The organism is Saccharopolyspora sp. NPDC002578, from assembly GCF_053592695.1.
This window is the reverse complement of sequence record NZ_JBSFWJ010000012.1, coordinates 74819-100903: the sequence shown is the minus strand read 5'-3', so window position 1 is coordinate 100903 and position 26085 is coordinate 74819. Positions and strand designations below refer to the sequence as shown.

22 protein-coding genes are annotated in these 26085 nt (G+C 68.3%); 1 reads left to right on the top strand and 21 read right to left on the bottom strand.

Annotated elements, in window-relative coordinates; translation table 11 throughout:
* Positions 1 to 18: 18 nt before the first annotated feature.
* The 14 genes from ACWD38_RS08910 to ACWD38_RS08845 all read right to left on the bottom strand — a co-directional run bounded on the left by ACWD38_RS08910 (position 19) and on the right by ACWD38_RS08845 (position 14659).
* A complete protein-coding gene (locus tag ACWD38_RS08910; protein WP_450123758.1) occupies positions 19 to 828 on the bottom strand; it encodes an enoyl-CoA hydratase/isomerase family protein in 810 nt (269 codons plus the stop codon).
* 94 nt (positions 829 to 922) lie between these two features.
* Positions 923 to 1705 carry an enoyl-CoA hydratase/isomerase family protein gene (locus ACWD38_RS08905; protein ID WP_450123757.1) on the bottom strand — a complete coding sequence of 261 codons (783 nt, stop codon included), beginning with the start codon at positions 1703 to 1705 and terminating at the stop codon, positions 923 to 925.
* A 307-nt stretch (positions 1706 to 2012) separates the two neighbouring features.
* Complete coding sequence (locus tag ACWD38_RS08900; protein WP_450123756.1) at positions 2013 to 3176, bottom strand: acetyl-CoA C-acyltransferase; 1164 nt, start codon at positions 3174 to 3176, stop codon at positions 2013 to 2015.
* 35 nt (positions 3177 to 3211) lie between these two features.
* Positions 3212 to 4252, bottom strand: coding sequence for an LLM class flavin-dependent oxidoreductase (locus ACWD38_RS08895; RefSeq protein ID WP_450123755.1), 1041 nt, complete (start codon positions 4250 to 4252; stop codon positions 3212 to 3214).
* Positions 4253 to 4376: 124 nt separating this feature from the next.
* Positions 4377 to 5162, bottom strand: coding sequence for an enoyl-CoA hydratase/isomerase family protein (locus ACWD38_RS08890; protein ID WP_450123754.1), 786 nt, complete (start codon positions 5160 to 5162; stop codon positions 4377 to 4379).
* A 74-nt stretch (positions 5163 to 5236) separates the two neighbouring features.
* Positions 5237 to 6124: a 1,4-dihydroxy-2-naphthoyl-CoA synthase gene (gene menB, locus ACWD38_RS08885; protein ID WP_450123753.1), complete on the bottom strand. Its 888-nt coding sequence runs from the start codon at positions 6122 to 6124 to the stop codon at positions 5237 to 5239.
* On the bottom strand, positions 6124 to 6882 hold the full coding sequence (locus ACWD38_RS08880) for an SDR family NAD(P)-dependent oxidoreductase (RefSeq protein ID WP_450123752.1): 759 nt from the start codon (positions 6880 to 6882) through the stop codon (positions 6124 to 6126). Before ACWD38_RS08880 ends, menB begins: the two co-directional genes overlap by 1 nt.
* Before the next feature lie 390 nt (positions 6883 to 7272).
* Positions 7273 to 8406 (bottom strand): epoxide hydrolase family protein, encoded by a 1134-nt coding sequence (locus ACWD38_RS08875; protein ID WP_450123751.1) that lies wholly within the window; start codon positions 8404 to 8406, stop codon positions 7273 to 7275.
* A gap of 35 nt (positions 8407 to 8441) precedes the next feature.
* Positions 8442 to 8954, bottom strand: coding sequence for a hypothetical protein (locus tag ACWD38_RS08870; protein WP_450123750.1), 513 nt, complete (start codon positions 8952 to 8954; stop codon positions 8442 to 8444).
* A gap of 2 nt (positions 8955 to 8956) precedes the next feature.
* Positions 8957 to 10114, bottom strand: a complete 1158-nt coding sequence (locus tag ACWD38_RS08865) for a phosphotransferase family protein (RefSeq protein ID WP_450123749.1) — start codon at positions 10112 to 10114, stop codon at positions 8957 to 8959.
* A gap of 31 nt (positions 10115 to 10145) precedes the next feature.
* On the bottom strand, positions 10146 to 10958 hold the full coding sequence (locus tag ACWD38_RS08860; protein ID WP_450123748.1) for an SDR family NAD(P)-dependent oxidoreductase: 813 nt from the start codon (positions 10956 to 10958) through the stop codon (positions 10146 to 10148).
* An 86-nt stretch (positions 10959 to 11044) separates the two neighbouring features.
* Positions 11045 to 11974, bottom strand: a complete 930-nt coding sequence (locus ACWD38_RS08855) for an acyl-CoA dehydratase activase (RefSeq protein WP_450123747.1) — start codon at positions 11972 to 11974, stop codon at positions 11045 to 11047.
* Between the two features lie 124 nt (positions 11975 to 12098).
* Positions 12099 to 13436: a 2-hydroxyacyl-CoA dehydratase subunit D gene (locus ACWD38_RS08850; protein ID WP_243794907.1), complete on the bottom strand. Its 1338-nt coding sequence runs from the start codon at positions 13434 to 13436 to the stop codon at positions 12099 to 12101.
* A 59-nt stretch (positions 13437 to 13495) separates the two neighbouring features.
* The gene (locus tag ACWD38_RS08845) at positions 13496 to 14659 is read right to left on the bottom strand and encodes a 2-hydroxyacyl-CoA dehydratase subunit D (protein ID WP_450123746.1); all 1164 of its coding nucleotides are present in this window, start codon (positions 14657 to 14659) and stop codon (positions 13496 to 13498) included.
* A gap of 351 nt (positions 14660 to 15010) precedes the next feature.
* Between ACWD38_RS08845 and ACWD38_RS08840 the strand changes: the two genes are divergently transcribed.
* Positions 15011 to 16042 carry an NAD(P)H-dependent flavin oxidoreductase gene (locus ACWD38_RS08840; RefSeq protein ID WP_243794905.1) on the top strand — a complete coding sequence of 344 codons (1032 nt, stop codon included), beginning with the start codon at positions 15011 to 15013 and terminating at the stop codon, positions 16040 to 16042.
* 135 nt (positions 16043 to 16177) lie between these two features.
* Here ACWD38_RS08840 and fdxA read toward each other — a convergent pair whose 3' ends face one another.
* The 7 genes from fdxA to ACWD38_RS08805 all read right to left on the bottom strand — a co-directional run bounded on the left by fdxA (position 16178) and on the right by ACWD38_RS08805 (position 26023).
* Positions 16178 to 16504: a ferredoxin gene (gene fdxA, locus ACWD38_RS08835; protein WP_243794904.1), complete on the bottom strand. Its 327-nt coding sequence runs from the start codon at positions 16502 to 16504 to the stop codon at positions 16178 to 16180.
* 107 nt (positions 16505 to 16611) lie between these two features.
* Entirely contained in the window at positions 16612 to 17766 is a 1155-nt protein-coding gene (locus ACWD38_RS08830) for a lytic transglycosylase domain-containing protein (RefSeq protein WP_243794902.1), read from the bottom strand.
* A 160-nt stretch (positions 17767 to 17926) separates the two neighbouring features.
* Positions 17927 to 19009 (bottom strand): 2-oxoacid:ferredoxin oxidoreductase subunit beta, encoded by a 1083-nt coding sequence (locus ACWD38_RS08825; RefSeq protein ID WP_450123745.1) that lies wholly within the window; start codon positions 19007 to 19009, stop codon positions 17927 to 17929.
* The gene (locus tag ACWD38_RS08820) at positions 19006 to 20862 is read right to left on the bottom strand and encodes a 2-oxoacid:acceptor oxidoreductase subunit alpha (protein ID WP_450123744.1); all 1857 of its coding nucleotides are present in this window, start codon (positions 20860 to 20862) and stop codon (positions 19006 to 19008) included. Before ACWD38_RS08820 ends, ACWD38_RS08825 begins: the two co-directional genes overlap by 4 nt.
* A 495-nt stretch (positions 20863 to 21357) precedes the next feature.
* Positions 21358 to 23628: an ATP-binding protein gene (locus ACWD38_RS08815; RefSeq protein WP_450123743.1), complete on the bottom strand. Its 2271-nt coding sequence runs from the start codon at positions 23626 to 23628 to the stop codon at positions 21358 to 21360.
* A 140-nt stretch (positions 23629 to 23768) separates the two neighbouring features.
* Positions 23769 to 24974 (bottom strand): NAD(P)-dependent alcohol dehydrogenase, encoded by a 1206-nt coding sequence (locus tag ACWD38_RS08810; RefSeq protein ID WP_450123742.1) that lies wholly within the window; start codon positions 24972 to 24974, stop codon positions 23769 to 23771.
* Positions 24975 to 25495: 521 nt separating this feature from the next.
* Positions 25496 to 26023 (bottom strand): hypothetical protein, encoded by a 528-nt coding sequence (locus ACWD38_RS08805; protein WP_243794894.1) that lies wholly within the window; start codon positions 26021 to 26023, stop codon positions 25496 to 25498.
* Positions 26024 to 26085: the final 62 nt, after the last annotated feature.

The following is a 26085-nucleotide window of genomic DNA, read 5'->3' as shown; positions in this document are numbered from 1 at the left end:
CCCTTCAAGACGTTTAGGTCAGCGGCCGGTGAAGACGGGCGCCCGCTTCTCCTTGAAGGCGGCCAGCGCTTCGGGCATGTCGCTACCTCGAGTCAGCAGCGCTTGACCGCGGTTCTCCAGCTCCAGCGCGGCGGCGTACGAAGAGACCTCCATGTTCGCCTGGAGGGCACGCTTCGACAGCTGCACGCCACCAGGGGAGTTGGCCACGATCGATTCGGCGAGCGTCACCGCGTCGTCCAGCACGTCGCCCTCGCTGACGCGGTTGATCAGATCGATCCGGGCGGCCTCCTCGGCGCGCACGATCCGGCCGGTGAAGCAGATCTCGCTCGCCGCGGCAGGTCCGATCAACCGGGTCAGCAGCCACGACGTGCCGAGGTCTCCGGCGGAGAGCCCGATTCGCACGAACGCCGCGTTGAACTTCGCGGTCGCCGAACCGAGCCGGATGTCGGCGGCGAGCGCGAGCGCTAGCCCGCCACCGGCGGCGGCGCCTTCGACGGCGGCGATCACCGGGGAGCGCATCGATCGGATGGCCAGCAGCGCGCGGACGGCGCGCTCCTGCTGGTCGAGCATGGCCATCGCTCCGAGCCCGGGGAGTTCGTCGGCGTCGGCGAGGTCGTAACCGGCGCAGAAGGTCGTTCCCGCCCCGGTCATGATCACGACTCGGCAATCGTCCTCGTCGTCGAGGCTGAGGGCGAGGTGTTCCATCTCGACGAACATGGTGTCGGTCATCGCGTTCGAGCGGTTCGGCCGGTTCAGCATGACCACGACTACGCCGGGAGACGGTTCGGCGAGCAGCAACGTCTCGTAAGCGGTGTTCAAGCATTTCATCGATTACCTCCAGGGACCGGGACCACATCGGTCCGCGATCGGCGGGATGTCCTGTCCCGGCAACGGCGGCGGATGTCGCGTCGTGGAGCCGCAGTCATCGCCGCGCCCAGACCGGCTCGCGCTTCTCGCGGAAGGCGCGCACTCCCTCCGCCAGGTCCTCGGTGGTGAAGGCGAGCGCGAGCTGCCCCTGGAGGTGGTCCAACGCCGCGCCGAGGGACAGGTCCCGGGTGCTGTTGACCGCGTCCTTGCCGAGCTTCATCAGCAGCGGGGATTTCGCCGCGATCCTGCGTGCCCAGTCGCGCACCGCCCCGTCGAACTCAGCGTCCGGCACGACTTTGTTGACGATGCCGAGTTCCCGGGCTTCCACTGCGCTGATCTTCTCGCCGAGCATCATCAGCTCGTTGGCCTTCATCCGGCCGACGTTGCGGTAGATCAGGGCTGAGATCATGAACGGGAAGGCCCCGACGTTGATCTCCGGGCAGCCGAATCGCACCGATTCTTTGGCCAGCACCAGATCGCACGCGAGCGCGAGCCCCAGAGCGCCGGCCAGCACGTCGCCGCCCGCCGCGCAAAGAACAGGCTTGCCGAGGCCGCCGATCAGTTCGAACAGGCGCGGGAACCGGTCGAGACCGGCGTACTTGGTCACCGCGGGGCGGTCATCGGCGAAGGCTTTTAGGTTGCCGCCGGCGGAGAACACGCGGTCGTGCGAGGAGGCGAGCACAACGACGCGGACGTCGTCGTCGGCCTTCGCCGCGTGCAACGCGTCCAGGAGCTCGTCCAGGAGCTCATCGCTGAGCGCGTTGCGCGTGTCCGGATCGTCCAGCGTCACCACGGCCACGCCGTGTTCGTCGGTCTCGTACCGGACCAGCTCGCCCATCATTGGACATCGCCTCCCTTAAGGTCTGACCTTTGGACCATACGACTGCGAAGGCGGTATCACAATCCCCCCGGATGCCAAGATCGAATCGGCACGCGGCGGCCGGGCCACGTTGTCCTGCCGCCGGCGGAACCGCTGAGCAACGACCACCAAAGCAGAGCGATCAGAAGCACGTTCTCGCCGGTTCCCTCGCGAGAACAGCGATTTCGCCGAGTGGAGCCATTTCGGAAATCGCTCCCGCGGGGAGGAAACCGCTGGGGTTCCGCTCCCTGACCCACCAAGCAAGACGAGTTCAAAGGCAGGGGCCTCAGCCCGGTATCCGCAGCAGCAGCGCGTCGCCCTGGCCGCCACCACCGCACAGCGCCGCAGCACCGATGCCGCCACCCCGCCTGCGCAATTCGTGCGCGAGCGAGAGGATCAGCCGGGCGCCGCTCATCCCGACCGGGTGCCCCAGCGCGATGGCACCGCCGTTGACGTTGACCCGCCCGGGATCGAGGCTCAACTCCCGAGTGGAGGCGATCGGAACCCCGGCGAACGCCTCGTTGATCTCCACCAGGTCGAGATCGGCCACCGAAACCGCGCCGTCCCGGCGCACCGCGTCCCGGATCGCGCCGGCGGGCTGCAACAGCAGTGAGGGATCCGGGCCGGCCACCGTGCCATAAGTGCCGAGTTCGGCCAGCCATTCGATCCCGTGCTCCACGGCGCGGCGCTTGCTCATCACCACGACCGCGCAGGCGCCGTCCGACAGCTGCGAGGACGACCCTGCCGTGATCGTCCCGTCGGCGGAGAACGCCGGACGCAGCCGCGCGAGCTTCTCGGCGGTCGTGCCGGGCCGGATTCCTTCGTCGTGCTCCACCGCGTCGCCGCGGGTGGCGACCGGGACGGCCTCGGCTGCCAGGTGCCCGATCGCAGCGGCGCGCGCGGCGCGGGCGTGCGACTCCGCGGCGTATTCGTCCTGCTCGGCGCGGGAGATGCCCTCCTGGTAGCGCTCGGTCGCGGCACCCATCGGAATCCCGTCGAAGGCGCAGGTCAGCGCGTCGTTCTCCAATGCGTCGGCGAGCTGCGCGTCGCCGAACTTCCGCCCCGCACGAAGTCTGGCCAGGTGCGGCGCATTCGACATCGACTCCATGCCGCCGGCCACCACCACCTCGCACTGACCCACGGCGATCAGCTGAGCGGCCTGTGCCACGGTCGCGAGTCCCGACAAGCAGAGCTTGTTCACGGTCGTCGCGGGAGCCGACATCGGTAGCCCCGCCGCGACGGCCGCGATGCGCGCCGGATTGGCGCCGTTTCCCGCCTGCACCACGTTTCCCAGCACGACTGAGTCCACTTCGGATGGTTCCACGCCCGCCCGGGACAGCGCCTCCCCGATCGCGACGGCACCGAGGTCGGTGGCCGTGCACGCACTCAGCCCACCGAGGAACCGCCCGATCGGCGTCCGGGCACCGGCGACCAGCACCGCGTCCTGCATGTCTCGCTCCTTCTCCCGCGGAATGGGTCGCTGAACTACGCGGCGCGGTGGCCGAGCGCTCCGCGCATCCCCTCGATGATCAGTCGGGTCGACTCCTCCGCGGACTCCGGGCTCAGCCCCCACGGCGGCACGACGAGGTTGACGTGGTCGAACCCGGCGGTGTGCCGTGCGACTTTCTCGGAGATCCGGTCCGGCGTGCAGGCCACCCCGATCGCGTCGATCGCCTCGTCCGGCACGGCCGCCACCAGCGCCTCGTCGTCGCCGCTGCGCGCGGCCTCCCTGATCTCCTGCTGCTGCGCGGACCAACCGTGCAACTCGAAGAACCGGTCGTACACGCGGGAAGGCGCATACTGCCCGATCGCGTAAGCCAGGCGCCGCCGCGCCACCTGCTCGTCTGCATCGACCGAGCACATCACGATGCCCATCAACGTGATCTCATCCGTCGACCGCTGCGCGTGCGCGGCTCCCTTCTCCAACGCCGGGCGGACGAACTCGTCGACGTACTTCCCGGTGAACATCGGATGCCCGACCAGACCGTCGGCGACCCGGCCCGCCGCCTGGACCATCCGCGGATTGACTCCGGCGGTCCAGATCGGCAACCGGTCCCGATACGGCGGCGGCACCTCGCTGGTCGGGCGCACGTGCACCGTGTAGAACCGGCCGTCGTGGTCCACCGGGCCTTCGTGCAGCCGCCACAGCTTGCGCAGCACCTCGACGAGCTCTTCCATCCGCACCGCCGGGCTCTCCCCGCTCACCCCGTGCCAGTGCTCCATCATCTTCGGCGTTCCGTTGCCCAGCCCCAATACGACCCGGCCGCCGGAGAGCTCCTCCAAGTCGCGCGCTTCCGCGGCCCACACCAGCGGCGACCGGCCGACGCCGTAGGCGATGTTGGACCCGATCCGGACCCGCTCGGTGGCCGCGGCCAGGGTCGCCATCGGCACCGTCGCGGACCGGTTGTACAGCTCCCCGGTCCACACCGCGTCAAACCCGGCATCCTCGGCCTGCACAGCGAGGTCCGCCGCACGACGGAAACGTTCCGGGCCGTACCCGGCGCTGAAAATGTTCACTCCGTACATGGCGGATTCCTCTTCCTGTTCCACATTTCCGCACGATCCTGCGAGCGGAGCTCGCCGCGCACGCGCCCCGGGGCCGAGCGCGGCGAGCCCGTTCGGCGCGCCCGCACGCGCCGGTCTACGGGGGTCAGGCGAATTTCGGCGGACGCTTGTCCAGGAAAGCCGCGATGCCTTCCCGTGCCTCGCCGTGCTCGAACAAACCTTGGATCTGAGCCACTTCGTAGGCCAGCCCGTCGGGCAACGGCCGGTCGAAGGAGGCGTCCACGGTGCGCACGACCGCCTGTTGCGCCGCGAGCGACGGGCCGCACAGCTGCTCTGCCAGCGTCAGCGCGTCCTGCTCTGCCGCACCCGCCACCGCGAGCCGGTCGATCAATCCGATCGCGTGCGCTTCGGCGGCCGGGACCTGCCGCGCGGTGAGCATGATGTCGAGCGCTCGGCCACGCCCGACCAGGCGCGGCAGCCGCTGGGTCCCACCTGCCCCGGGGATCAGGCCGAGCTTGACCTCCGGGAGCCCGAAGCGGGCGTCGGCGCCGCCCACTCGAAGCGTGCAGGCCATCGCGAGTTCAAGACCTCCGCCCAGTGCGACGCCGTCCACTGCGGCGACGCTGATCCGCTCTGGCGCGGCGAGCCGGTCCAGCGCCGCCCGCAGTGCGTCCCCGTATGCGGTGAACGACTTGGAATCCACTGAGGACATGTGTTTGATGTCCGCTCCGGCGGCGAAGAACCCCTGCACCGCCGAGGAGATGACGATGACCTTCACCGCCTCGTCCGCGTCCGCCTCGTCCAGCGCGGCGTTGATGCCGTCGATGATCGGCGGCCCGAGCGCATTCGCCGGGGCGCGGTTCAAGGTGATGTGCAAGACGGCATCCGCCACCTTGCGCCACACCACCGCCGATTCACTGGTTTCCGCCATCCCGAACCTCTTCCTAACCGGACGTCGCCCGTGCTCGACGAATTCAGTCCCTTGTGGACTTCACGATCCCTCGGTCAAGCCCGCCGCGGGAACCGTCCGAACTCCGGAGCACGCCGCTCCTTGAACGCCTCGCGCCCTTCCTTGGCCTCATCCGTGGCGTAGAACAGCAGGTTGGCGTCGTGGGCGAGTTGCTGGACGCCCGACAGGCCGTCTTCGGCCGCGTGGAAGCTGGACTTCATGAGCCGCAGCGCGAACGGCGAGAGCTGCAACATCTCGCGACACCAGCCGACGGTCTCGCGTTCCAGGTCGGCCAGCGGGACCACCGTGTTGATCAGGCCCATCTCGCGGGCGGTCGCGGCGTCGTACTGGCGGCAGAGGAACCAGATCTCCTTGGCCTGCTTGAAACCGACCAGCTGGGCCAGCAGGCCCGCGCCGAAACCGCCGTCGAACGATCCGACCTTCGGCCCCGTCTGGCCGAAGCGCGCGTTGTCGGCGGCGATGGTCAGGTCGCAGATCAGGTGCAGCACGTTGCCCCCGCCGATCGCATAACCGGCCACCATCGCGACGACCGGTTTCGGCAGCCGGCGGATCTGCACTTGCAGGTCCGTCACGTGGAACCTGCCGACGGCCTGTTCCACACCCGGTTCCGAGAGGTATCCGGTGTCGCCGCGGACCCGCTGATCGCCGCCGGAGCAGAAGGCCTCGGTTCCCTGGCCGGTCAGGATGATCACGCCGATCTCAGGATCCTCCCTGGCGTGCAGCAACGCCGCGGAGATCTCCACGAGGGTCTGCGGGCGGAACGCGTTGTGGACCTCCGGACGGCGAATCGTGATCTTCGCTATGCCGTCCTCGCTGCGTTCGTATCCGATGTCGTCGTATTCGTGCACCGCCGACCACAACACGTCGTCCTGCGCGCCCAATCCCTCGTCCTCCCGCCCCGTTCCGCCCGGCCCGTCCGTCATCACGCCATCGTCAGGCCGCCGCTGACCGACAGCGTCTGCCCGGTCACGTACCCGGCGGCGTCGGAGGCGAAGAAGGACACCGCCGCAGCGATGTCGTCCGGCGCCGCCAACCTGCGCATCGGCACTGCCTTGGTCATGCCGCCGATGACCTTCTCGGCGTCCTGCCCTGAGCTGTCCGCGAACTTCCGCAGGGCCGGGGTGTCGGTCGGCCCCGGGCACACGGTGTTGGCCGTGACCCCCTTGGACGCCACCTCCCGAGCGAGGGTCTTGGTGAAGGCGATGATCCCGCCCTTCGCCCCGGAGTACACCGACTCCAGCGACGATCCGACCCGACCGGCGTCCGAACCGATGTTGACCACCCGGCCCCAGCCGCGGTCGATCATGCCGGGCACAGCCTCCTTGATGACCCGCAGTGCGCCCTTGAAGTTCACGTCCAGAATCCGGTCCCAGAAGTCCTCGGTGGTGTCGACGAACTTCATGAAGTCGTCGAAGCCGGCGTTGTTCACCACGATCTCGACCGGACCGAACTCGTCGGTCGCGGCCTTGACCGCCGCCGCGACCGAACCCGAGTCGGTCACGTCGACCTCGACCGGGATCGCCTTGCCCCCGCCGCTGGTGATGGCCTCCGCCGTCTCCTTCGCGCGCACCACGTTGAGATCGGCCACGGCGACCCAGAATCCCTGCGCGCCCAGTGTTTTGGAGATCCCTTCACCGATCCCCTGCGCGCCACCGGTCACGAAGGCGACTCGATTGCTCATGGAGTTCTCCCGTCTTGATGTCGTGCACGTGCGATGGACGGGCCGTTGCCCGCGAGCGCCTACTGGACTTTTTTGCATACCATAATAAAGGACAGACCAAAAAGGAACCACATGGAAGCCCGGCCCCGTATCGAGCGCTGACGCCCCCTGTGAGCGGCTGCCTGGACGGGCGACTCGGGAGTGCCTTGCAGAATGATTTTGATCTTGTGAGCGCCGGATCCGGAACAACGGCCGGCTTGGCAGGCCGACCCCGGCGTGGCCTCGGCGGCTTCCTCACGAGGACAGCGATTTCCCCGAGCAGGGAGCTACTTCAGAAGTCGACCCCGCCGCGAGGAAACCGCCGAGATTCCGGTACCCGAGCGGCCACGCGTGTCACGCTGCAACCGCTCCTCAGCGAACGAGCCGGAAGAACTTCCGCAGCTCTCCGACGAAGATCTCCGGCTGCTCCAGCGAGGCGAAGTGCCCGCCGGCCGGCAGCTCGTTCCAGTACCGGATGTTGACCAACCGGGTCTCCGCGCGCGCCCGTGGTACCCGGATCATCTCCTTCGGGAAGATCGAGCAACCGGTCGGCACGGTGATCTGATCCCGCGGCAGGTCAGCGAGACTCTCCCAGTAGATCCGGGCCGCCGACGCCCCGGTGTTCGACAGCCAGTACAGCATCACGTTGTCCAGCAGAGCATCCCGGTCGACCGCGTTCTCCGGGTGCCCGGCGCAGTCGGTCCAGCCGTGGAACTTCTCCACGATCCAGGCGAGCTGGCCGACCGGGGAGTCGGCGAGGCCGTAACCGAGGGTCTGCGGTTTGGTCATCTGCTCGACGAAGTAGCCGGTGCCGCTGGTCCCGTAGTCGGCGCTGATCGCCGCGCCCTGCTTCTCGAAGTCGTTCATCGACTCCGGCGGGTCCGGCTCGGCAGCGAGGTCGACGTACGGGATCGGCAAGTGCACGCCGACGACCCGGTCCGGGGCCACCGCCGCGAGGCGCGAGGACACCACCGAGCCCCAATCCCCGCCGTGCGCACCGAAACGCGGGTAGCCGAGCCTGGTCATCAGCTGCGCCCACGCATCCGCGATGTGCTTCACTCCCCACCCGGTGGAGCTCGGCCGGCCGCTGAAGCCGAAGCCGGGCAGCGACGGGATCACGACGTGGAAGGCGTCGGCCGGGTCCGAAGGGTTGGTGAGCGGTTCGACCAGGTCCAGGAACTCCCGGACCGAGCCGGGCCAGCCGTGCGTGAGGATCAGCGGGAGCGCTCCCTCGTGCGGAGACCGCGCGTGCAGGAAGTGGATGTCCACACCGTCGATCTCGGTGCGGAACTGCTGCGCGGCGTTCAGCTTGTTCTCGCACTGGCGCCAGTCGTATCCGTCCGCCCAGTAGGCGGCCAGGCCCTGGATGTAGGACAGCGGGATGCCCTGCGACCAGTCCTCGACGGGCTGTTCACCGGGCCACCGAACGCGCTCCAGGCGAGCGCGGAGGTCGTCGAGGCGGTTTTGGTCTACCTGCAGTTCGAAGTTCTTGACCTGATCGTTCACGCTGCTCGTTCCCTTCCCGACATCGATGTCGGAGGTCAGTCGTGGCGGGCGGAGTCGAGGTTCGACCCGAGTGGTGCTGCGTTCTGCGGGAAGCCGGTCGATCGGTAGTAGGCGAGTTCGCGATCCCCTTGCGCGCGGGCCGCGTTCGCGAGCAGTGTCCGCGCGGCGCTGGGACCGGGGCCGTCGAGCAACGCCGAGGCCAGGCTCATGGCGTGCTCCTTGAGCCGACGGTTCTGTCCGGCGAGATCGGCCAGCGGCACGCTCGCCTCGTCGCGCGCCGGTCCAGGCTCGGCCAAGCAGGTATCGACCTGCGACCGATCACCACCGGTCAGCGCGCTCAGCGCGGCGAGCAGGGCGCGATACTCGTGGTTCTCCACGACCTGGTACCGGTATTCGTGTTCGTGCGTGTCGAGCAACCAGTCGAAGGTCGCGAGCATCAGATTCGCCTGTTCCCGCGCGAAATCAGCGTCGGCGGGCAGCGCGGGCAGGATGGTGTCGCAGAATCGGCGGCGCATCGAGCGCAGTTGCTGGGTGACGGTGGGAACCATGCTCAGTCCTTCGCCAGTATCCGGTTGAGCTCGCCGACGAAGTAGCCGCCGAGACCGGCGATGAAGTTGTACATGACGTCGAGCTCGGTCATCCGCGCGTCGGCGTTGCGCGGCCCGGTGCCGATCAGCGAGACCACCGCCCAGTACAGGTTGAGAACCAGGTAGTACTCCAGCCGATCCCGATCCACTGCGAGGCCGGAGATCCGCTCGTACTCGGCGATGAACGTGTCGGTGTGCACCAGGCCGGAGTTGAGGTAGCGGCCGGAGTCGTCCGGGTGGCCCCAGCCGGGCAGCATCGCGTAGGCGAGGTCCGAATGCCGGTCCCCGAGATGCCCCAGCTCCCAATCCAGGATCGCCGTGATGTCCCCGGATTCCTCGTCGAACAGGAAGTTCCCGTTCCGGTAGTCCCCGTGCAGCAAGGAGACGTGGTCGACGACCGGCCGGTTCTCGGCCAGCCACTGCCGGGCCAGCAGGACCGTCGGGTGGGGTTCGAGCGCGTCCTCGTCCCAGGACCGGTTCCACATCGCCAGTCGCCAGTCCACCGCGTCCGTGGTGTCCGGCCGCGGCAGGTCGAAGCCGCTCAGGTCGTACCCGGACCAATCGTGTGCGTGCAGCCTGGCCAGGTGCTGGACGAACTGCGGGGCGAGCAGCCGTCGCAATCGCGGACCGTACGCGGTTCCGAGTCCGGTCGCGTGCGGGACGTCCTCCGTCGGGGACGGGATGCCGCGCGCCCTGCCGCAGATCAACGCCGGTTCGCCGAAATCCTCCGGGTCAGTGGTCATCCAATGCGGCGCGGGCACCGGGATCGCACCGTGCGTCGCCTGCAGCAGCTGGAACTCGCGCTCCACCTCGGTGACGCAGATTCCCGACGGCGCCTTCACCCGCAGCACCAGCTCGTCGCTGCGATCACCGCGCAGGAGCCGGAACCGGTACGACTCGTTGGCACCTCCGCCGGAGAGCCGGGCGAAGTCCTGGACCGCGAACGGACTCTCCGTCCGGGCGGTGATGAAGCGCTCCAGCCGATCCCGCATCTCCTCGATGGGCCGATGCCCGCGGTGTTCTCCGGCTGCTCTGCGCCGCAACTTCTCGTCGAAGCGCCGAGCGAGGTTCCGCTCGACGGAATAGCGCGGTGGGTCGTCGGTGCGTGTTCGGGCTGTCATAGTCCGACCTCCTTGTCGGGCTACCGGGCTGTCAGGCCACGGAGATGCCGCCGTTGACGCTGATGACCTGGCCGGTGATCAGCCGGGACAGCGGCGAGGCGAGGAAGAGCACGAGGTTGGCCAGGTCTTCCGGTTCGGTGGCGCCGAGGTGCGCCTGCGAGGTGATGCGTTCGAAGATCTTCTTGCTGAACTCCTGGTCCATCGCCCGGTCGTAGGAGCCGGTGCCGACGATCAGCGACGGGGTGATGACGTTGACCCGCACTCCGTCCCGCTTGGCCTCCAGCGCGAGGGTCCGGGAGAACGTCGAGATCGCCCCCATCGCGGCGCCGATGCAGGTTTCCCCCGGCGTCGGCACCTTGGTCGCGTCCGAGGCGATGTTGATGATGGAACCGTTCCCCTGCTCCGCCATGAACGGAAGCACGGCGCGGCTCATCAGCAGCGGCCCCAGCGCTTGCTCGGTCAGGACCTTCGCGACCTGTTCCGTGGGCGTGTTCCGCAGCAGCGTCGGCTGGTACGGCGCCACCGTGGAGTTGACCAGCACGTCCAGCGCCCCCAGCCGCCGGTGCGCCTCCCGGGCGGCCTCCTCCGCAGCTGCGGGATCGTTGGCGTCGGTCGGCACGAATTCGAGCTCGGCGCCCGGAACGTTCTCCTGCACGTGGCCGACCGCCCGCTTGCCGCGCTCCTCGTTTCGCCCCAGGACCACCAGCCGGCGGCAGCCCGCCTGCGCGAAGGACACCGCTGTCGCCAAGCCCACGCCGGAGGTCCCGCCCGCGATAACCACCGCCGTCTCGGAGAAGTCGAACCCGTCAGCGGCTCGCAGCGCCTCGTGCGCCCGATCGGTCATGTCGTGATTCCTTCCATTTCGGCTTGGTGCGGCCCGGGATCATCGCGCCGCGGAGTTCGCGCTTCCGGAGCGGGGAGTGCAGGTGTTCAGACCGGCCGGATCGGGAGAATGGGGTGATCGGGCGTGGGGGCGACCGTCTCCGGCACTCCGCAGGTCGAGCAGGACGGGGTCGCCGCCCCGGAAGTGACCAGCGTTGCGCGCTCGTCCGCCTCGGAGTCAGGACTCCGCGTCCGGGAATCGGCGCGGTCCCGGGCCAGCAGCGCCGCGCCGTAGGCACCCGTGATCTGCGGCCACCTCGGCACCGTGATCGGCTCGCGCAGCGCCTCCTCCAAAAACCGCACCACCGCGGCGTTCTTGGCGACCCCGCCGGTCATCACGACCGGGCTCCGCTTACCCACCTGGGCCACGAGGCCCGCCATGCGCCCCGACACCGCCCGGTGCACCGACGCGGCGATGTCCTCCCGCCGCTCCCCCGCCGCCAGCAGCGAGATGAGCTCCGTCTCCGCGAAGGTCGCGCACATGCTGCTCACCTCGAGGTCCTTGTCGCCGTTCAGCGCCAACTCGGGGAGTTCGGTGATGTCGCACTCGATCGCGCGGGCCAGGACGTCGAAGAAGCGTCCGGTCCCGCTCGCGCAGCGGTCGTTCATCGCGAAGTTGTCCGCGATTCCGTCGTCGTCGACCTGGATCGCCTTGCTGTCCTGCCCGCCGATGTCGACCACGAGCCGCACTCCCGGACACATCGCGGCGACGCCGCGGGCGTGGCAGGTGATCTCGGTGAAGGTGCGACCGGACCCCGGGACCAGGCGGCGTCCGTAACCGGTCGAGATGGTCTGCGCGATATCGGATTCCGCGAGCCCGGCCGACTGCCGCGCCGCGTCGACCGAACGGCTCAGGCCCGCACGGCTCACCGCCCCCATCTGCACGACCTCGGAGGCGACGATCCCACCGAGGTCGTCGACGATCACCGTCTTGGCCGTCGTCGAACCCAGGTCAACACCCATGAAGTGCTCAGGCATCGTCGCCTCCGAGAAATCCGCGGATCAACCGATCACGAGTCCTTGCAGAATGGTTTTGCTCGTCGTCTTGTCAGCGGCGGAGCCGCTGAGCGACCCACTACGCAGACCGTTCTGAGAGCACTCCTCAGCCCGTGACGTCGCGACTGCGCCGCGAATCGATGCCCTCCAGCATCGCCACCAGCCGGCTCTCCAGAATCTCGTCCTTGTAGAACGACGCATCCGCGACGTCACCTTCGAAGAAGATGGACGGGATGCCGAGGTCGCGCTGGGCCGCCTTGGCGACCAGCTGCTGCGGGTTGGTGAAGGCGCGGCACGTGCGGGTGGAGTGGAACACGATCCCGTCCACCCCGTACTTCTCGCAGTCGCCTAGCACCAGGTTCTGGATCGTCTTCGTACCGTGGTTGGTCGGGCACAGCAGGTAGTGCTTGGCCATGCCCGGAATCGGGTTCTCCGGGTCGATCATGTGCGGTTCCTGCCAGAACGCGTGGTGGGTGTAGCGCCCGGCGATGACGGCGACGTCGTGGGCGGCGAACTTCTTGGCGAGCCAGCCCAGCTTGTTCCAGTTCATGATGCCGTCGAAGTAGAGCCGGTAGCGCTCGTTCTGCACACCGCTGATCCCCTCGGCGACGCGCCGCTCGACCTCCGCCTTGACCGCCGCGAAGAAGTCCACGAGCTCCTGGCTGGCCGGCAGGAAGTTGATGTGCGCGATGCTAGAGATCCAGTCCCAGAACGTCGCCGGGGCGGGGGTGAGCGCGCACAGCGCCATCGCCTCGCGGCGGAGTTCAGAAGCGCGCTTGATGTAGGCCATGTTCTGCCGCAGCGCGTCCCAGTCGAAGGGACGCCCGGTCTGGTGCTCGATGAAGTCGATCAGCTTGTAGAGCTGGTCCTCCACGTGCAGCGAGGTCTGCTCCCACTCTTCACCGACGAGGTAACCGGAATCCGGCTTGTTGCCCCACAGGAACGGCAAGGAGACGTTGAACATCGGCAGCTCTTTGCCGAACACCCGGAACGAGATGTCGTCCCACTGCTGACCGGTGCTGCACCCGGAGTAGGCGTTGACGAAGAAGTCGGGAGCGGGCAGCTTGCTGGCGAGCTGCTCCTGCTCGGGCATGCCCACGATCCCGGTCGCCTCGCCCTGGCGGCTCTTCTGGGTGAGCACCGCGCATCCCAGGTGGGTGCGGGAGTACGAGCAGAGCTCACCGAGGTAGCCGTACTCCTCGCCCGCCTGCTGGGCAGGCACCTCCAGGTGCTGCGCCGCCAGCCGCGCCGAGAAGGCCTCCCCGTGGCACCACACGAGGCCCGCCGCCTGGAAGATCGGGTTCAGCGCCTGGCCGTTGTACCAGACCACCTGGTCGCCGCGCTCACGTGCGTTGAAGACACCGTCCCAGTAGTCGGAGATCATCTTGCTACCGGCTTTGTTGACTTCCAGACGCCTGGTCTTGTCCATGACTGGAGTGCTCATGTGATCACTTCCTGCGATTGGGAGCGGCTGCACTTCGAGAGCGACAGCAAATTCAGATATCAGGAGCGGACGAGCTGGTTGCGGCGAATGCGTTCCACGAGCGCTTCCACGCGGGTCCGGACGTTCTCCTCCGGAGCACCCTCGTGCTCGGTCTCGATGAGCAGGTGCGGGACGCCCCGTTCGTCCAGAGCCTTGCGCAGCTCGGGGTAATAGAGCATGTGCGGCTCGCAGAACTTGACCAGCAGGACGATCACCCCCTGCGCCCCGCTCCGGTCGATCGAGTTCAGGAGGTAGTCCTCCCAGTCCGCCTCGTGCTGGACCAGCGTCGCGCAGGGGAGGTTGACGTCACGCTGCAGGTACCAGTCCCTGAGTGCGTCGACGGCATCAACGTCCTCGGGCACATCGGTCGAGATGTACCGCATGCCGGTGAACAGGTCGTCGTCCACGACAAGCGCACCGCAATCCTCGATCGCCCGAAGGAGTTCCGGTTTCGGGGCGTGGCTGAAATGGCCCGACAAGTACAGCCGGACCCGGTCATCGCGCGGCACTTCCGCGGCTTCCGCGATGACCCGCCGGAGCAGTCGAGTGTGCTCGGCCTTGTCCATGACCATGCTGGACTTGACCAGCACCTGCATCTGCTCGGCGGTGAACTGGGCGTTTCCCGACCTGCGAGCCTCGAAGATCTCCCGCAGCAGCCCGCGATTCTCGTTGAACACCGCGATGCTGTGGGCCAACGCCTCCGGCGTCACCGGAGCCCCGGCGAACTCGCCCATCTCATCCACGAAGGACCGCATCATCTTCCGGGCGTCCTCCGGGGTCCACGAATCGCCGAGCGAGGTCGGCAGGTGACCGAAGTACATCGGCTTCTCCGGCGACTCGAACCGCACCACGTCCACCGCGCCGAGCAGCTGGATGCAGTGGTCGGCCAGGAAGAACCCGTCGTAGATGTCGAGGTTCCCCTTGGCCGCGGAGTCCGCGATGTTGCGGGTGTAACCGCAGTAGAACTCGGCGAGCAGGTTGCGCCCGTGCGTGTCGGGTTCACGGTTCTCCTGGATCACCACCGGTAGCGCCCCTGCGGCGTGCGCGATCTCGCCCGGGAAGCTCATCGGGAAGGCCCCGACCACCTTGCCGCCGGTGCGCTCCTTCCATCGCACGACGTAGGCGTCCGGGTCCTCGGCAACCTCGGCGAGCGGGGCCAGCGCGGCCGCGAGTGTCTCCGACACGTGTTCACCTGCCTTCTCGGGCCTCCGCCTCGCGGGAGGCGGAGGCGAGCTGCGGGAACCGATCTCCCGTTCGTGCTTGCTCCACCATGTGTAGCCCTCATTATGGACACTTTGCAATACTCGGCGCCCAAAAATGTATAAGTTCCCGAGGCTCGCGTGACCCTCGACGAAACCCTCGACGTCATACAGACATGGACACTTCAGGCCCTCATCTGTAAATTCTCTGGCATCCCAAGCTCGTCCGGCCACGCGTCCGTCCGCATCTCGCACCGGCGTGCGGGCGCCACGGCGCGCGAACAGTCCCATCGCGCGGGCCGGCGCGGAGCCTTTCCACCGACCTTCGAGGAGCCGATGACCATGGGTCCGATCCGCAACCGGTACACCAGGCTGGCCGGCATCGAACATCCGATCGTGCAAGAGGGATTGGGGCCGTTCCGCACCCCCAAGCTCGCCGCGGCGGTGAGCAACGCAGGCGGTCTCGGGACCGTGAGCATGCCCGGCTTCCCGCGCGACCTCGCCGAAGGGGCCCGGGAGTTCCGCGCGCACATCGAGGAGTGCGCCGCGCTGACCGACAACCCCTTCGCGGTCAACGTGCCGGTCGGCGTGGACGGCGACGGGCAGGTCCTGGAATTCACCGACACCTACATCAAGACCGCGCTCCAGGCTCGCGAAGAGGACGACCGGATCGCCGAGCGGCTGACCGTGCTGACTACCTCCGCCGGATTCCCCGGCGCGTACGTTGCGCCGATCAAGGACGCGGGCATGCTGCACCAGCACAAGGTCGGTTCCACCGCCCAAGCCGTCAAAGCCGAGCAGGCCGGAGTCGACGCGATCATCGCCGCCGGTTTCGAGATGGGCGGGCACGCCCCGAGCAAGGGAGTGCACACGTACGTGCTCGTGCCCAGCGTGACCGCGGCCGTCGACGTACCCGTGGTGCTCTCCGGCGGAGCCAAGGACGGGCGGACCCTGGCGGCAGCGCTGTGCATGGGAGCCGACGCCGTCGCGATGGGCACCAGGTTCATCGCCTCGGAGGAGAACTCCGACTGGCACCCGTCCTACGCGCAGGCGCTCCTGACGGCCCGGGAGGGCGACGACATCGCCTTCACCGGCGTGTACGGGCCGTGCCGCGGGCTGCGCAATCGGGCGTCCCTGCGCCTCGCCGAGGATCACGGGGAGACCACCGATGCGGCTGAGCTCCTGCGGTGGAAGATCGAATCCATGCAGCGCGCGCAGACCGAGGGGGACGTGGAGGACGGGCTCGTCCTCGCCGGACAGGTCGCCGGCGCGATCCAGGACATGATCAAGGTCGCCGAGTTCGTCCCCGCCATGGCCGACGAGGCGGCCGCCGTGCTCGACCGCCTCGCCCCGGGATCGCACAGCTGAGGCACCGCCGGGGCGGACAGCGCTCGCCCGCCCCGGCACCGCCCGGGATTTCCGTTGGTGGCGCCGGAAATCCCAGCTGCTCCGCGCTGGATCGGGGCACCGCGCGGAGCCGCAGGGGTTCGTCATCGCAGCGGTTCAGTGGTCGGCCGCCCGAGCGGGCAGCTCGACGATCGGCTTGACATCGAGGTCCGTCTTGCCCACCTTCGAACCGCCGCCGGAAACCTCCGCCTCGACGAAGAAGTCCGCGTTGGCCTTGGTGTAGGCGCCCCACTCCTCCGGGACGTCGTCCTCGTAGTAGATGGCCTCCACCGGGCACACCGGCTCGCAGGCACCGCAGTCGACGCACTCATCGGGGTGGATGTAGAGCATCCGCCCGCCCTCGTAGATGCAATCCACCGGGCATTCGTCGATGCACGTCTTGTCGAGCACGTCCACGCACGGCTCGGCGATCACGTAGGTCACGATTGCGTCCTTTCGATTCCCGGCCGCTTGAGGACGACCGCGTACCACCTCGGATGACTCACTCGTGGCTGGCGCCGTGCGGAACCGTGCCCACCGGCGTAGTTCGCTCAGCGGTCTCCGCCGAGAAGGTCCTGCACGGGCAACTGCCCGACGACGTGCTCCACCGGCTGGAGGACCGGCGCGACAGCGTCGTTCACCGGCGGCGGGAGGAGCTGTTTCACCGGCTGCAGGACCCCCTTCCCGGGTGCGGGCGACGGCGCTGGGGCAGGGCCGTCATTCTGCGGCGGTTCGGGGTCTTCCGGCTGGGATTCCGGCGGCGGGGCCGGGTTCTGCGGCTGCTCCGCCGCAGGAGGCGGCTCAGCGGGCGGGGCCGCCGGTGCCGAGGGCTCGCTGCCGGGGTCGCTGGGCGATTCGAACGCGGCGAGGGTCAGCAGCTCGGACGAGGTGTGCTCATCGGGAACGCCGCCGCCTCCGCTCTCGTAGGCCCGCATCCAGCTGAGCACCAGGTTGACGTAATCCTGCGAGTGGTTGTAGCTGAAGATCGCGGCGCGCAGGTCCTCCGAGGTCGTCAGGTCACGACCTCCCCCGCACAGGTAGCGGGCAGCCGCCAGCGAGGCGTCGTGGACGTTCTGCGGGTCCTTCGATCCGTCGTGATTGCCGTCCGCGGCCCACCGCGCCCACGAGGACGGGATGAACTGCATCGAGCCGGCGGCGCGCGCTGATTGCCCACCGTGCTGGATCGAAGCCGTCCCGTTCGTCCCGTCCAGCGCCGGGCCGTAGATCGGGTGAATCAGGTCGCCCTCGGGGGTCACGTCGCCGCCGCGGGCATGCCCGGACTCGACCTTGCCGATGCCGGCCAGCAGCGACCAGGCGATTCCGCAGCCCGGGTCGTCCCGCTGCTGGGCGTCGACCGCGCGCAGGTAGGAGTCGAGCACCGTCGCGGGAATGCCGTATTTCGGGGTGGCCGGGGCCGCGCGGGCTTCGAGCGCGCGGGGGCCCTCGCCCGGTCGCTCGGGCACGGCGGCGGGCTGTGCAGCCAAAAGTGGCTCGGGCACCGCCGTGTTCCGGGGCGGCGGCGTGCCGTGCGCGGCGTTCGAACCGCTCGCTTCGACGTCCGCCTCGCTCGCCCAGGGTGTTTGATCGGCCGCCCCGAGCGCCAGCATTCCGGCCAGCGCGGCCGCCTGGTAGCACCGCATCCGGCGCTGCGCGCCGAATCCGTGCGCGGATATGCCACGTCGCCGCGGCCCACGGTTGCGAACCATGATCACAGACCTCCGATTTCCGGGTGCGATGCGAGGAAAGGGGACCGCCGCGGCCGCTCCGCGGGCGCGGTCGATCAATCGCCGGGAACGCCCTCGGACTGCGTGGCCGCTCCGGGATGGGTTCGAGCTCTGATCTGCGGCTGGGGACTTCACCCCGCCGTCACGGGGAGACCGTCCAGGTGTCGGTTCCGTTCAACAGGGACTGGAGATCGGCGCGTTCGCAGCCCCCTGCCGCCTGCACCTGCTCGCGGACGAGGTCGTCGTACGAGGGGCGCCGCACCCGCCGGAAGATTCCGGTGACGGCGTAGCCCAGGTCGTGATCGGTCAGGCGGGACAGCCCGAACGCCTGCGTCGGGTCGTCCGCTGCCGGGTCGTGCCGCAGGACGGCGTCCGCGCCGGTATCGGCGACGCCGCGGACGGCGAGTGCCCCGGTGGCGGAATCGCGCACCACGCCGAACTCCCCCGCTCCGTCGGCGGCTTTGGGGCCGAACCGCACCGGTTCGCCGTCGCGGAGCGGGATGATGCGGCGTTCCGACTCCACCTTGTCGGTGAGCACGTCGAACGCGCCGTCGTTGAAGACCGGGCAGTTCTGGTAGATCTCGACCAGCGAGGCCCCGCGGTGATCGGCCGCGGCCTGAAGCACGTCGGTGAGCATCGTGCGGTCGGAGTCGATCGTCCGCGCCACGAAGGTGGCTTCAGCGCCCAGCGCCAGCGAAATCGGGTTGAACGGGTGGTCCACCGACCCCACGGGCGTCGACTTCGTGACCTTTCCCGGCTCCGAGGTCGGCGAGTACTGACCCTTCGTCAGACCGTAGATCCGATTGTTGAACAGCAGGATCGTCATGTTCACGTTGCGCCGCAGCGCATGGATCAGGTGATTGCCGCCGATGGAGAGCGCGTCCCCGTCCCCGGTGACCACCCAGATCGACAGGTCCGGACGGGACAGCGCCAGCCCGGTGGCGATCGTCGGCGCGCGGCCGTGGATCGAATGCATCCCGTAGGTGTTCATGTAGTACGGGAATCGCGACGAGCACCCGATTCCCGAGATGAACACGATGTTCTCGCGCTTGAGCCCCAGCGTCGGCAGGAACGACTGCACCGCGTTGAGCACAACGTAATCGCCGCAGCCCGGGCACCAGCGGACCTCCTGGTCGGACTTGTAGTCCTTGGCCTTCTGCGGTTCGGCGCTGCCGGGAACGTCGTGCTGCCCGCCGACGAGCGGCAGGCCTAGGTCCGTGGTCATGCTCGCACTCCCTCTAGGAATTCGCGGAGGACACCCTCGAGCTCCTCGGCCTGGAACGGCAGTCCGGCGACCTTGGTGTAGCCGTCGCAATCGATGAGGTACCTGGCTCGGATCAGGGTGGCCAGTTGACCGAGGTTCATCTCCGGGATCAGCACGCGCTCGTAGCGGTGCAGCAGCAAACCCAGATTGGCCGGAAACGGATTCAGATGGCGCAGGTGGGCGTGCGCCACGTCGTGGCCGAGGCCGCGGATTCGCCGCACGGCAGCACTGATCGGACCGCGCGTCGACCCCCAGCCCAGGACCAGCGCGGTGGCACGGACGCCGGGATCGTCGACCTCGACGTCCGGCACGTCGATCCCGTCCACTTTGGCTTGGCGGAGCCGGACCATCTTGTCGTGGTTGTCCGGGTCGTAGGAGATCCCGCCCGTCACGTCCTCCTTCTCCAGCCCGCCGATCCGGTGCTGCAGGCCGGGCGTGCCGGGCACCGCCCATGGCCGGGCCAGCGTGTCCGGATCTCGCAGGTACGGCCAGAACTCCCCTGATCCGTCCGTGGCATTGCTCGTGACCGCGAACGGAGTTCGCAGATCGGGCAGCTCGGCCACGTCCGGGATCAGCCACGGCTCGGAGCCGTTGGCGATGTAGCCGTCCGACAGCAGCACCACCGGGGTCCGGTACTTCAGCGCGATGCGCGAGGCCTCCAGCACCGCGGCGAAGCAGTCCGCCGGCGAGTCCGGCGCCAGCACGACGACCGGCGACTCCCCGTTCCGGCCGTACATGGCCTGCAGCAGGTCGGCCTGCTCGGTCTTGGTGGGCAGGCCGGTGGACGGGCCGCCTCGCTGGATTCCCAGCACCACCAGCGGAAGCTCGGTCATCACCGCGAGGCCGATCATCTCCGACTTCAGCGCCAGCCCCGGCCCGGACGTCGAGGTCATGCCGAGACCGCCGCCGAAGGCGTGCCCGACCGCGGCCCCGACCCCGGCGATCTCGTCTTCCGCTTGGAAGGTCGTGATGCCGAAGTTCTTGTGCTTGGCCAGTTCGTGCAGGATGTCCGAAGCAGGAGTGATGGGATAGGTGCCCAGCAGGACCGGCAGCTCGGAGCACCGCGAGGCGGCCACGATCCCGTACGCGAGCGCGGTGTTGCCGGTGATCTGCCGGTAGGCGCCGGGGGCGAGCTTGGCGGGTGCGACTTCGTAGCTGACAGCGAACGCCTCGGTCGTCTCGCCGTAGTTCCACCCCGCCCGGAACGCCTGCACGTTGGCCTCGGCGATGTCCGGCTTCTTGGCGAACTTCTCCCGGAGGAACCGCTCGGTTCCCTCGCCGGGCCGGTTGTACATCCAGGACAGCAGGCCGAGCGCGAACATGTTCTTGGAACGCTCGGCCTCCTTCTTCGACAGGCCGGATTCCGCGAGCGCACCGCGGGTCAAGGTGCCCATCGCCACTTGGTGCACCGCGAAGGACTCCAGCGACTCGTCGCCCAGCGGGTCGGCGTCGTATCCGACCTTGGTCAGGTTCCGCTTGGTGAACTCGTCGGAGTTGACGATCAGCGTCCCGCCCGCCGGAAGATCGGCGATGTTGGCCTTCAGCGCGGCCGGGTTCATCGCCACCAGGACGTCCGGCCGGTCGCCGGGCGTGGCGATGTCGCTGTCGGCGAAGTGCAGCTGGAACGACGACACACCGGGCAACGTGCCGTGCGGAGCCCGGATCTCCGCCGGGAAGTTGGGCAGCGTGGCGAAGTCGTTGCCGAACAACGCCGTCTCCGAGGTGAACCGATCGCCGGTGAGCTGCATCCCGTCGCCGGAATCGCCCGCGAACCGGATCACCACCCGGTTCAGCTGCTCGACCGAAGTGCGCACGCCAACCTCCTTGTGAGCCGGAACGACCCGGGCGCGGTGCTCTGCGGCGCACCTTGCCGGCGCCGAACGATCGGCCCGGCGCCGGCAGGCTCCCCGCGCATCCGCGCCAACACCCATGCCCACCGGCTCGAACCGGGTCCGAGCCGGTGGGCACCAACAGAAAACATACTACGTCGCGATGCACTCACAATCAATCCATGTATCAAATAACCCCGCAAAACTGCCTTGCCAGGCGTTGGACCGCAACAAGTCACCGGCCGCCGACACCCCCAGTCGGACTCATCCCCGTTTCATATCATCGTTTGTGCAAGTCAAAGCGTACGCCGAAAGCTTCCTAAGTCCACTTAGGACGAACTTGATGCGCTCAACGTTCCACGACAACAGGAAGCACTACACCCATTAACATCATGTTCCAAATAACGTCGACATCGACAGTCAAGGCTCCGCCTGGGTTCCTGGCAGCCACGCTCGGGCCGGACGCGGAGCGGCGACTGCCTAACCGAGGTCCCGGCTGGTGAACCAGATGGCCACCTGGGTGCGGGACTTGACGCCCATCTTGCCGAGCACGTTCTCGACGTGACCCTCGACCGTGCGCTGGGAGATCACCAGCCGGTCGGCGATCTCCCGGTTCGTGAGGCCTTTCGCGAGCAACCGCGCGACCTCGCGCTCGCGACGAGTCAGGTTCGGGATGCCGGAGCCCACCTTCTCCCGGTGATCGATCCTGGCCAGCGCCATGGCATCGGTGATCTTCAGCTGCTCACCGCGCCGCGCACCCTCCTCGAACGCGCTGTCACCGAGCTCGCCGCGTACCCGTGCCTCGTAGCGGTCGTGGGTGTCCACCAACGCCTGCGAGCCGAACAGCGGATCGCCGACCGTGGCCCACGCCGTCCGGCTGACGCCGAACAGCTGCGCCGCCCGCCCCGCGTCTCCTTCCTCGACGGCGACCCATGCCAGCAGCTCGAAAGCCGCCGAGATGCCCAGCCGATCGTTCAACGCGCTCTTCACGTCCAGCGACCCCTGCAACGCTTCCGCCGCCATCGCGTACTCGCCGCGGGTCCACCTGGCGAGGCCGGACACCCACAACCCCCACGAGAGCGCCCACCTCTCCCCGTGCGCCTCGCTGGTGACCCGGCATTCCTCGCAGAGCTCGATGGCGCGATCGGTGGTCCCGAGCAGGCAGGACACGAAGGCGAGCTGCGCCACGCCCAGCACGGTAAGCGCGTCGACGATCCCGGCACCGCGGTGGAACTCGACCGCCTCCACCAGCAACGGCTCCGCGCGCTCGAGATTGCCGGTGAACTGCTCGGACGATCCCCGGAACTGGAAGGTCAACGCGCGCGCACGTTCGTCTCCGAGCGTCTCGGCCAGCTCCATGCACTCGTCGAAGCAGGTCCTGGCCGCGGCATGGTCGCCTTGGGTCATGGCTGCGTAACCGGTGACCCATAGGGCCTTCGCCCGCGCGGCGGTGAGTCCCGGATCGGCCGTCATGGCCCGTCCCAGCCAATAGCGGCCGTCCTGCAAGTGGCCGCAGGCGTTCCAGTAGAAGCACAGGGCGCCCACCATGTGCATCCCCACGGCTTCTTCGCCGGACGTGGTCAGGCAGAAGTCAAGCGCCGCCCACAAGTTGCCCTGCTCGCGCTGCAACCTGTCCCACCAGTAGAACTGGTCGGGACCGAACCAGTTCTCGTCGAGCCGTTCGGCGAGCCGGAGGTAGTAGTCGCGATGCCGCCGCAGGAGGGTGCGCTCCGCGCCCGCGGCGGCCAGTTTTTCCCTGCCGTACGCCCGAATCGTCTCCAACATCCGGTATCGGACCTCCGATCCGGCCCCCTCCCGGAGCACGATCGACTTGTCCACCAGGTCCGCCAGCAGTTCGAGCACGTCATCGGCGGCCATGGTGTCGTCGGTGCACACGGCTTCGGCCGCTTCGAGATCGAAGCCGCCCGCGAAGATCGCCAGCCTGGCCCACAACGCCCGCTCCTGCTCGGTGCACAGGTCGAAGCTCCAGTCGACGGCGGCGCGCAGCGTCTGGTGCCGCGCTGGGCCGCCCCGGTTGCCGGAGCTCAGCAACCGGTACCGGTCGCGGAGCCGCTCGAAGATCTGCTCCACCGACATGGACCGCATCCGCACCGCCGCCAGCTCGATCGCCAGCGGTAACCCGTCCAATCCCTGACACAGCTTGGAAACCGCCTGCTTGGAGGCGGAATCGAGGCGGAAGTCGGGCAGCACCGTGCGCGCGCGTTCCTCGAACAAGTCGAGCGCCTCGTGCCCGTACACGTAGCCGCCGCGCGACGGCGCCAGGTTCGCCAGGTCCGGGATGGACATCGGTGGCACGGGCCAGCTGCACTCGCCGAGGAGCCCGAGCACTTCCCGACTGGTGGCGAGCACAACGACCCGGTTGTCCTCGCGCACCAGCTTCGCGACCAGCACCGCGCAGGCGCCGAGGAGATGCTCGCAGTTGTCCATGATGAGCAACAACCGCCGCTCGCCGAGGAATTCGAGCAGTGCCTCCTCACGGGACCGCGTCGACTGGTCCGGGACACCGAGCGCCTCCGCGACGACGTGCGGGACCAGCGCCGGCTCGCTGACCTTCGCGAGCTCCACCAGCCAGACACCGTCGGGAAATTCCTGCCGCATCCGGTCCGCCACGCGCACCGCCAAGCGCGTCTTGCCGACACCACCGACACCGGTGAGCGTGACCAGCCGAGATTCACCGAGCAACCGCGTGATCTCGGCCAGCTCCCGCTTGCGACCGACGAAACTGGTCAAGCCATCGCCGAGCTCCCTGACCTGAGCACACACTCCGTGATGTCCCCTTCCCCGGCGCGTCGCTGCGCAGAGCAGGGTCAGTGTAGTAGAAGCGGATAGGCCAGTCGGAGGTCTTTTCGTGGCCACTCACCACGCTGCCATCAGGCGATCTTCGGCCATCCGGCCGTTATCGCATCCGCCATCCGGACCTGTCTATTGTGCTTTTCCTGGCCAGCAGCGGACATTCCCCGGGCGGGCAGCGAACACGGCTTCAGCACCGCCTTGAGGCATTTGCCCACTTCAAGATCTTCGACGGCCTTGTTGATGTCCATCAGGGAATAGGTGTCGATCAACCGATCCACCGGGAACCGGCCCTGCCCGTGGAGTTCCAGCAGTTGCGGGATCAATTCGTCGGGCCGGCTGTCGCCCCAGGTCACTCCGGTCACGGTCCGCCCGGGAAGCAGCAGGTTGGTCATGTCGATCGACAGTTCGGCACCCGCGGGGCCGAGACCGAGGATCGCGCAGGTGCCGAGCGGCGCAAGGCTGTAGACCGCTTGCCGCGCGACCTCCGGTACCGCAGTGGTCTCCACGGTGTAGGCGACTCCGCCATCGGTGATCGTCTGAATGGCACTGACCGGGTTGACCCGGCCGGCGTCGATGAGGTGCGTCGCGCCGAGTTCCCTGGCGAGGTCGAGCCGGTCCGGCTGCACGTCGACCGCGATGATCGTGGCGCAACCGACCAGCCTCGCGGCCATCACGGCGGCCATGCCGACCGCGCCCACGCCGAACACCGCGATGGCCGACCCGGCCTCCGGGCGCAGCCGGTTGATCACGGCTCCGGCACCCGTCTGGATCCCGCAGCCGATCGGTCCGGCCATCTCCAGGTCGGTGTCGTCGGCGACGCGCACGATGCTGCGTTCGCTGGCGATGGCGTGCGTGGCGAAGGAGGACTGGCTGATGAAGAAACCGTGCATCTCACCGTGCTCGACATCGCAGTGCAGGGCGTTGGTCCCGTCCGGCCTGCTTCCGCTGACGTTTCGCTCCAGCAGCTCGACGCAATAGGCGGGGTGGCCGCTCTCGCAGTAGCGACAGCGGCCGCAGGACCCGAAGGTCATGACCACCTTGTCGCCGGGCCGCACCTTGGTGACGTCGGCCCCGACCCGCGCTACCACGCCGGCCCCTTCGTGTCCGAGCACCGCAGGCAGCGGAATCCGCATCCACTGGTCGCGGAGCGAAATGTCGGTCCGGCACAGCCCTACGGCGTGCACCTCGACGAGAACCTCGTCCGGCCGCGGTGAATCCAGCTCAAGTTCTTCGAGCATGAACGGCTGACCCTCGTCCCTGGCGACAGCAGCTGTAACGCGCATCCCGGCCTCCTTGGAGATTCTCGCGCGGGCGGTCGGGCGGCCACCCGGACGGATTCGAGTGCTGCTAACCGACCAGGGCGTTCGGGCCGAACACGTGCGTTGGCCGCGCTGGCCACCGAACCGCTCGCGGGGGTCGGCAACCGCTCGTCCTGGACGAAGTCGTGGAACCAGTGCCGCCGGCACAACTCATGGACGAGCGGTGTTCCAGCCTCATGACCGGCCCCTTTGCCTTGGTCTCGCGCTCTGGAAACACCACGTTAACCATCCCGGTATGGTGGGGGTCACGGGTATAACTACGTGGTTTTTCCGACCAAGTCCGGGAGTGGCTGAACGTCCTTCCCCGCTCGCCGCAGGCGAGTGCTCGTGTCAACCCGCCTTCAGTGGCGCTGCATTCCGTGGGCGCGACATCCCCGCGTCGCTTCGGCCGGCCGCGCAGCGAAAAACGGCCGCTGGACACGGCCGTCTTCCGCAACTGCTTGTGTCGGAGGGCACCCGGAACCAGGGGCGTTCCGGAGTGAATCTCAGTGCTGTTCAGACAGCAGCGCGGCCGCTCCGATCTCGACGCAGACAGAGCACGCCGTGAAGTCTTCTTCCCGCGCCTCGACCAGCGTCAGCCGCTGCACCCGCATTCCCCGCACCAGACGGCATTCGCCGGAGTGGAACCGGGCGCGACCGTGCACCACGCCCACCATCGCGTCGTCATCGAGTCGCTGCCCGGTCGATCTCGCCACGAAGATCTCGCGGGCCGGCTCGGCCGCCGAGTCCGGTCCGGTCGCTCCCCCGGACCGGACTGCGACGGTGTCGGCGGCATCGCCGGACACCTCCGATGAATCCTCCGCGGAATCCGGAAAATCGCCATGATCAGCGGATTCACCATCGCCGCCGGCTTCCTGCCCGCCGAGACGCCTGCGTCGCCACATCGAAGCCACCACCAGCACCAGGCCGGCGGCCGACAACGCTAGCGCGACGTACACCAGCACGATCTGCTCCAACAGCCATCCGGCGACGAGGCAACCACCCGATACCACGGCCAGCACGAGAGCCAGCATGTCGTTCCTCCTTCTGCAGTGACGTCTTGCCGTTAGGAGTCCGTTCAGAACGATTCATCTGT

Coding starts and splice junctions, on each gene's coding strand:
- ACWD38_RS08910 (WP_450123758.1), bottom strand. CDS start 828: ATGAAATGCTTGAACACCGCTTACGAGACGTTGCTGCTCGCCGAACCG.
- ACWD38_RS08870 (WP_450123750.1), bottom strand. CDS start 8,954: ATGGTTCCCACCGTCACCCAGCAACTGCGCTCGATGCGCCGCCGATTC.
- ACWD38_RS08855 (WP_450123747.1), bottom strand. CDS start 11,974: ATGCCTGAGCACTTCATGGGTGTTGACCTGGGTTCGACGACGGCCAAG.
- ACWD38_RS08810 (WP_450123742.1), bottom strand. CDS start 24,974: ATGCGCGTTACAGCTGCTGTCGCCAGGGACGAGGGTCAGCCGTTCATG.
- ACWD38_RS08865 (WP_450123749.1), bottom strand. CDS start 10,114: ATGACAGCCCGAACACGCACCGACGACCCACCGCGCTATTCCGTCGAG.
- ACWD38_RS08895 (WP_450123755.1), bottom strand. CDS start 4,252: ATGTACGGAGTGAACATTTTCAGCGCCGGGTACGGCCCGGAACGTTTC.
- ACWD38_RS08825 (WP_450123745.1), bottom strand. CDS start 19,009: ATGACCACGGACCTAGGCCTGCCGCTCGTCGGCGGGCAGCACGACGTT.
- ACWD38_RS08840 (WP_243794905.1), top strand. CDS start 15,011: ATGACCATGGGTCCGATCCGCAACCGGTACACCAGGCTGGCCGGCATC.
- menB (WP_450123753.1), bottom strand. CDS start 6,124: ATGACGGACGGGCCGGGCGGAACGGGGCGGGAGGACGAGGGATTGGGC.
- ACWD38_RS08850 (WP_243794907.1), bottom strand. CDS start 13,436: ATGAGCACTCCAGTCATGGACAAGACCAGGCGTCTGGAAGTCAACAAA.
- ACWD38_RS08905 (WP_450123757.1), bottom strand. CDS start 1,705: ATGGGCGAGCTGGTCCGGTACGAGACCGACGAACACGGCGTGGCCGTG.
- ACWD38_RS08880 (WP_450123752.1), bottom strand. CDS start 6,882: ATGAGCAATCGAGTCGCCTTCGTGACCGGTGGCGCGCAGGGGATCGGT.
- ACWD38_RS08830 (WP_243794902.1), bottom strand. CDS start 17,766: ATGGTTCGCAACCGTGGGCCGCGGCGACGTGGCATATCCGCGCACGGA.
- ACWD38_RS08860 (WP_450123748.1), bottom strand. CDS start 10,958: ATGACCGATCGGGCGCACGAGGCGCTGCGAGCCGCTGACGGGTTCGAC.
- ACWD38_RS08805 (WP_243794894.1), bottom strand. CDS start 26,023: ATGCTGGCTCTCGTGCTGGCCGTGGTATCGGGTGGTTGCCTCGTCGCC.
- ACWD38_RS08890 (WP_450123754.1), bottom strand. CDS start 5,162: ATGGCGGAAACCAGTGAATCGGCGGTGGTGTGGCGCAAGGTGGCGGAT.
- ACWD38_RS08900 (WP_450123756.1), bottom strand. CDS start 3,176: ATGCAGGACGCGGTGCTGGTCGCCGGTGCCCGGACGCCGATCGGGCGG.